6 protein-coding genes are annotated in these 7,295 nt (G+C 47.2%); 2 read left to right on the top strand and 4 right to left on the bottom strand.

The genetic code is table 11. The features are described from left to right. Together A596_RS20950 and A596_RS20945 are read left to right on the top strand one after the other, a co-directional pair. Nucleotides 1-1,236, top strand: a 1,236-nt coding sequence (locus tag A596_RS20950; RefSeq protein ID WP_235425802.1) for a sigma-54-dependent transcriptional regulator, incomplete at its 5' end; no start/stop codon positions are given. After that, nucleotides 1,233-2,684, top strand: a complete 1,452-nt coding sequence (locus A596_RS20945; RefSeq protein WP_052417763.1) for a sensor histidine kinase — start codon at nucleotides 1,233-1,235, stop codon at nucleotides 2,682-2,684. The genes A596_RS20950 and A596_RS20945, both read left to right, overlap by 4 nt. A 1-nt stretch (nucleotide 2,685) precedes the next feature. Here A596_RS20945 and A596_RS20940 read toward each other — a convergent pair whose 3' ends face one another. The 4 genes from A596_RS20940 to A596_RS20920 form a co-directional block, all read right to left on the bottom strand. Beyond that, entirely contained in the window at nucleotides 2,686-4,332 is a 1,647-nt protein-coding gene (locus A596_RS20940) for a S41 family peptidase (protein WP_084128747.1), read from the bottom strand. Nucleotides 4,333-4,518: 186 nt separating this feature from the next. Next, nucleotides 4,519-5,688, bottom strand: coding sequence for a low temperature requirement protein A (locus tag A596_RS20930; protein ID WP_039918616.1), 1,170 nt, complete (start codon nucleotides 5,686-5,688; stop codon nucleotides 4,519-4,521). A gap of 151 nt (nucleotides 5,689-5,839) precedes the next feature. Next, nucleotides 5,840-6,169 (bottom strand): hypothetical protein, encoded by a 330-nt coding sequence (locus A596_RS20925; protein WP_039918614.1) that lies wholly within the window; start codon nucleotides 6,167-6,169, stop codon nucleotides 5,840-5,842. A gap of 252 nt (nucleotides 6,170-6,421) precedes the next feature. Further along, nucleotides 6,422-7,295, bottom strand: an 874-nt coding sequence (locus A596_RS20920; protein ID WP_039918613.1) for a hypothetical protein, incomplete at its 5' end; no start/stop codon positions are given.

The following is a 7,295-nucleotide window of genomic DNA, read 5'->3' as shown; positions in this document are numbered from 1 at the left end:
TGGACCGATTTGTCCAGCGCGGTAGAACTGGTAAAAGCAGGAGCAGCAGATTACCTTGCGAAGCCATGGGACGACCAGAAACTATTATCTGCCGTGAATAATTTGCTGGAGCTGGATGAAATTGCAATTCAGCATCGAGTGTTGCTCACTGAACGCGCAATGCAGCGGGAAAAACTGACGAGCAATTTTGATTTGTCCGGTGTAATTTATCAGTCCGATACCATGCACCGATTGTTATCTACCGCCGTGCAAGTTGCTAAAGCCGATGTTCCCATCCTTATTACTGGCCCTAATGGCTCGGGTAAAGAAAAAATTGCTGACATTATCCAACGCAACTCTTCGATAAAAAATGGCCCCTTCATTCGCCTGAATGCCGGGGCTATGCCGCTGGATTTAATGGAGGCAGAAATGTTCGGCGCTGAAGCAGGCGCTTATACCGGAATTAAACACACACGCATCGGCCATTTTGAACAGGCCCATGGTGGCACATTATTTCTGGATGAAATTGGCAACCTGCCCCTGACCGGACAAATGAAATTGTTGCGTTTGTTACAAACAGGTGAATTTCAACGCCTGGGTTCCAGCCAAATTCGGCGCGCACGTGTGCGTATTATTGCGGCAACCAATACGGATTTACCGGTAGCCATTGCGCGCGGCGCATTTCGTGAAGATTTATATTACCGCTTGAATGTCATTGAACTGCACACACCCGCACTGGCTGAACGCAAAGACGACATCATTCCCCTCGCCCGCCATTTTTTACAAGGTCGGCCAATAGCACCGGAAGCCCTTCGCACATTGGAAGCATACGACTGGCCCGGCAATGTACGCGAATTACAAAATACAATCCAACGCGCATGCCTGCTTGCGAACTCACATAATATTGAAGTAGCGGACCTGCAATTACCGGCGCAAAAAATAAAAAATCGTCCGTTATTTGAACCCGGTGAAGAACAAGTACGCCACTGTTTAACCCAGGCTTCCAGTGTTGCTGAAGCAGCCCGCCAACTGGGACTCAGCCGACAGGCGCTCTATCGTCGCATGGAAAAATACGCAATTATTCCTGAGGAGTATTTTTCCGTAGCCGCTGCAAGCAACGCGATTAATAACCTGCTGGATAATAAGAATGATGCTATGAAACATCGCGCTACCGACAATTCAGATAACAGGTTAAAAAATAATTCCAATAACCTTCCTGCCAAAAAACCGGGTAATAACCCGACAAATACACCATGAACCCTTCATTGCGTTTAATTGCGTTAATTATAGGAAACTGCCTGGCGGCAATGAGCGGCTTTTGGGTGTATCACTATCTGTCCAATAAAGTTATTGCGTTGATTAGTGGTTTCCTGGTGCTAGCACTTATCACCTGGCTGGTTTGCCGCCTGTTTGGCAAACCATTGGATAGATTTTTAAAAACATTGGAAGCCGCATTGTTGCATTTGAAGGATGGGGAATTTTCACTGCAAGTACCTGAGCAAAGAAACCGGCAATTTAATCAACTTGGCAAATTATTTAATCAGGTAATCGCTAACTTACGCGCGGACCAAACCCATTTGTTACAACGCGATTTAATGTTGAACCGTGTATTTGAAACAGTATCTTCTGCGCTGGTATTAACCGATGCCCGCCAAAAAATTGTGTTATGCAATCCCGCAGCACGACAATTATTGAACCAGGGAAAAGCAGTGCGCGGACTGTCCTTGCAAGAATTAACGGTTACCCTGCCAGCTTCATTGCAAGAGTCTATCCTGCACCAGCAAAACCTGATGTTCACATTGGAGAAAGTGCATAATAATGATTCTGGAAATCGCTCTGCGGAACCAGCAGGAGAGCAAACTGAAGTACAAACAGATGAGCAAGAAAAAACCGGAGAACAAGAAAAAAATAGAGAACAAGAAAAAAACGGAGAAATAGAAAGCTGGTATTTATTCTGTGAACGATTCCAATTGCATGGCTATGAACATTGTTTATATCACTTCCAGCCGTTAACACGTGCATTGGCGCGCAGTGAAGTAGACACCTGGAAAAAAGTCATCCGCGTATTCAGCCATGAATTAAATAATTCCCTGGCACCGGTAAGCTCACTTGCCCATTCGGGTTTGCAACTGATTCAAAATTCTTCGCTACCTGCACAACAACAGGATTTACTACAAAAAATCCTTGTCACCGTACAGGAACGCGCAACCCATTTGCGCGATTTCCTGAGTGACTACGCACAATTTTCACGTTTGCCAACCCCGGCGCGCGAGCCAGTTAATTGGCTCGCTTTTTTATCTAACCTGCAAGGATTAAGTTTTTTTTGCTGGGACAATAGTTATATACCGCGCCCTGGTTTCGCTGATCCGGCACAACTCGCACAAGTGCTAATTAATTTAATGAAAAATGCGCGCGAAGCCGGTGCCAGTGAAGAAGGTGTTTTTCTGGAAGTAAAAGAACAAGGCAGTTGGGATATGATCGCCATTAGCGACGATGGCAGCGGCATGAGCGAGGAGCAATTAAAACAGGCGATGTTGCCGTTTTACTCCACCAAACGCGACGGCTCCGGCCTGGGGTTAGCATTGTGCCGCGAAATTATTGAAGCCCACAACGGGCGCATTCACTTTGCCAACCGACCGGAGCGCGGGTTAAAAGTATCCATCTGGTTACCCGCGCTTGCTGTTTCAACGGACCAACATTTTTAATTTAGTGTGGGCCATTAATCCATCTGATGGCTGCATCCAATCCGCCGTCATAACCACCGTCACGCTCCTGGCGTGTTCCAAAAGGCACTTCGATATCGGCAGGAATGCCAATGCCTTCGTAATTATTTCCCTGGACATCCAGATAGGTTTCATTACTCACACCGAACAGGATATCGCTGGTGAGACGCTTGACAAGAATGTCGGAAAACGCACCGGCTGTTGGCTCTCCAATAATCGCCACTTGTGATAATGAAGCCATAGCGATAGTGAATATCTCGGCTGCGCTCCCGGTATCACCACTCACCAATACTGCTGTGGGGTTTAAATAAATATTATCGCTTTGTGGGTCGAGCACTATATCTTTTATGGGTGTTGCCTGCTTGCCACTCCCGGCAAATTTGGAGTAAACAACCTGCGACTGGTTCATAAAATGACGGACGAAAGCAAGTGCTACCTGGTCCTGCCCGCCGCCGTTAAAACGAACATCAACGATAAGGCCATCGGTACCCTCCAGATCCTTCAAGGCTTCATTAATCGTGGCTTCAGCTATAGCAACATCAGAAGCAATATCGGAAATACTTGTTGGCCTGTCTTCGCCATAATCCGCCATTGAACCAATAAATAAATAACCTACATTATCGTTTGTTTTAAACCATGCAATTTCACCGTCAGCCCTTATTTGAATACGTTCTTTTTTATTCGCATAGCTAAAAATGATATCCTTTATTTCCTCAACACTATCGAACACATACTTTTCAGCAGCAGCGATTTGCGCATCGGTTAGCTCAACGTCTGGTTCCAACACCTGCAGATATTCTTTTAATAATTTTTCATATAAGGTTAATTGTGTGGATGCACTAAAATTCGGGGTTTCTTCATTTTCCAGTGCCGCCGTTATACTTTTATCCAAATCCAGGCTTAGTGGCGCCCTGATTATCAACGCGTGACCATCACCTAGAGGAGCAATAAGTGCACTGAGGAACTCAAACAATTCTCCCTCGTCAGTAATATTTCCTACAGATTTCGTAGCCTCCTGATAAACCCCATCCCAATCTACCTTTCTTAAGTCAAAATTAATGTATAACTCATTAAATGTTTGCCAGAAAATCTCAAAGTCTTTTTTAGCATCAAAGGTATAGCTGGAGTCTGTTTTTAACGTTTGTAAATTTTCCTTACAGACCACCGGGAGTTGTTGTACTTTTACATATTCAACTCCAGCAGAATAATATCCTTTGTTTTCAACCAGCACCTCCTTCGCAAAATTTGAATAAGTATAATTTTGTTTAAGCTTATCCGGGGAAAGGTCAGAAACTACTTGTTGTAAAATGCAGTAATTTTCAGTGACGCTGTATGTTTTAAGCGTAAAAGCAGCACCCACCTCACTTACCGACACAACATAGCCGTACGCGGGCGCATACCACTGACCTGCATATGGAGAGCTTGATGTTGATGGGAGAGAACTGGATACCGATGAGTTGGCTACTGAGGAACTGGATGCAGAAGAACCGAATGCAGAGGAACTGGATGTAGAAGAGTGCGATGCTGGTTTATGCTTATCATCAGAGCACCCTGATAATAATGCCAGTACAAGCCAGCCTATCGCTGTCACATATTTTATTGCAAAATTTTTCTTTGTAGTGAAATACATTTTTGATATCCCTTTGGATCATTCGAAAGAGATAATGTAAATCACCATGTATTCTATAACTGTATCAGGCTTTATCAGTTTGTAACCCGGGCCTTACTGATTTTGTGCACACATTTTTATGGTTGGTCAGTGCACTTGCTCTATTGGCGAAAAAATATTGTACCAATGTGTATCCGGTTTACAGGATCATTGTACTTCTATTTTTAACGAACAATTTTCCCAGGCAGCAACCACAATCAATATTGCTGTAGTGGCCGCACTCATAGCTAATGCAGACCAATGCAACGCCACTACTATCGGAATTAACGCAGCCAGCAATAACAAACCGGCAAGATGCGATAACGGCGGCGTGCGGCGATCATTAGTGACCCACTTGAATAATGCGCAGCCGATTAAATACAATGCCGGACCACCGATAATGGCAAACAATCCGGCAGTGGATGCGTGATCCGGATGTACCAACACCAATTCATCGGCAACAGCACACACAATAATGCCTGCGATAATCGGTGCATGCAGATAGGTATATGCCAAACGCGCCTGTCCACCCGGATCTTGCGAATGCAAAATGCGATGGTGCGCGCGCTCAACCCCGCTATCAAAATAAATCCACCAAAGCGCAATCGAACCCGATACTGCAACCAGGAATGCGGTGATGACTGTTAAATCCCATTGCCGGTCCGCAAAGGTTGCGCCGGTTACCAATAGCGATTCGCCCAGCGCGATTATCACAAACAATGCGCATCGCTCGGCCATGTGATTGCCTTCCACATCCCAATCGGTAGTACTTGAGCGGCCCATACCCGGCACCCAAAAAAGCACACCGGGTGAAATAAATTCGATTAAAAACGCAATGCACCACAAGATAAATCGCTGATCGCCTTCGGCAAAACCACCGCTGATCCAGAAAATTGCCGAGCAACATAGCCAGATAAAAATACGCTGGAAACTGCGTACAAAATTTTTCGCGCTGGTGCGAATCGCGTAAAGAAAAAATGCGGTTCTTCCCACTTGCATGAACACATAAGCAAATGCAAAAAATAATCCGCGTTCGCCAAAAGCTTCAGGAATTGATACCGACATAATCAACCCGCCGAGCATCAATGCAAATAAACATAACCGCACGGGGAAGCGATCCGGGTCAAGCCAATTCGTAACCCAGGAAGTGTAAATCCACACCCACCACACGGCGAGTAAAAGCAAACCATGCTTGACCGCACCGTCAAGCGTTAAATTGGCAAGCAATGAATGGGAGATTTGGGTAATGGCAAACACAAACACCAGATCGAAAAATAATTCGACCATAGTCACTTTGCCACTTTGGCTACCGCTGCGATTTCTTAGTAAGGACATCATAATTTTTTGTTCGCTTGAATAAGTGAAACCATCAATGTTTTAAATCACCACAACCCATCCTGGTTGCGCACCAGAGAGGCTGGGAGCGATTACAAAACAATAAACCCCGCACAAGGCGGGGTTTGCAGGTGTTTTTTAGTTGCTTTTCCGGTTATTCGCCGGTTTCGCGCAGGATGGTATTCAAACCTTCAAGGTCGGCGCGAGCCACAGCGCGCTGATCCAGCTTTTCACGGGCGGCGGCGGGTAAATCGGTGTATTGGATTACGCCGCGATCAACCAGCACAATCACCACATCTTCCAGTACGCGCACCAGTTCAAGGTCAGATGAATGAAGGCTGTCCAGCCGCGCTTTGACTTCTTCTTTTACCTTCAGCCAGTTTTGCAACTCCTCGCTTTCCACGGCCATATGTTCTGCGCCTTCAAATGGCTGTTGCTCAACGCGTAGCAATCGCCCTTGCGCATCGCGCTCTACATATACCATTGCCTTCCTCCGCCATCGCCTTGTTATTAACATTGCGAGCGATGTTACAAGGTTTCCCCAAGTCTGAATACCTTCGGGGCGGGCTCGGGGGACATAAGCGCAATCCGTATCGTTTATGTCATGGGAGCGCGAATCAAGGCCGCTCATGATGTTAAACCTCTGTTGCGTGGATGATATGGGCCCCCTTTTAAGACGAAGGGGCCTGCGCCCGGTCTTGGCCGTGCGATCAGAATTGTTGTAGCTGGTGGCGAATCAGGACAGCAGGCTGACGACCGCGAAGCGGGTGAGCTGCGCCTGGGCGATAACTGTTTGCGACACTACCGAGTAGCTGGACGCTTTGCGTCCGTTGATGCTAAACACTGCGCTGGCAAAATTGAGCGCCCATTGCTTTTCGTCCTGGCTTTCCTGGCGGGCGAGAAATTCGCGTACATCTTCCTGGCGTTGGCTGAGTTGCTGGCGCAAACCGTTGATGCGATCAAGCGCGGCAATTACCGAATCCAATAACTGGCGCAATTCGCGCGCCGACTCTTGCGCCAATGCGGGGTCAAATCCCAACAATCCCTCTTCCCGTGGTTTTACCGCACTGGCATTGGCGGAAAATAGTTTGCCCTCGCCTTTTACCCGCAGTTGGTCCTTTAATGCCTGCCAGTCATTTTCCGGCATGGAAAATTTCAGCGCACCCTGGGCATCCAGCTCTGCACGAATCCCGGCGCTGCCAAGGCCGGCATTGAGGTTGCGCAATACTTGCTCATCGCCCATACCTTCATCAAACACCACCGCGAGCGGTTCTTGCAGCGCGCGGCCACCGGTAAAGACCAGGGTTTCCTTGCCCGAGCGCTTGATCGTTTCCAACGATTCCAGCCCCGGCAAACTAAAGCGGCTGCGCAGGGGTTCGTTGAGGCGCAAATTGAAATTTGCATCCAGGCTTTGGCCGGTGCGTTTGCTGCGCTCATCCAGCAAGCTGTTTACTTGCTGCAATCCTTTGCTAATCGCTTCGCGTTCATTACTTACCGATGAGCTGAGCTGGCGACTGATACTTAACTTGAGCGATGACAAGTTCTCAACCAAATCCCCCAGGTAGCGATCCGCCGCCTGCATCGACGATAACTGCTGGTTCAGCTGCAGG

Origin of the sequence: Cellvibrio mixtus subsp. mixtus J3-8 (assembly GCF_000766945.1) — a bacterium.
Lineage (GTDB): Bacteria > Pseudomonadota > Gammaproteobacteria > Pseudomonadales > Cellvibrionaceae > Cellvibrio > Cellvibrio mixtus_A.
The sequence above is the reverse complement of the archived record's forward strand: the minus strand, read 5'-3'. Positions and strand labels throughout refer to the sequence as shown.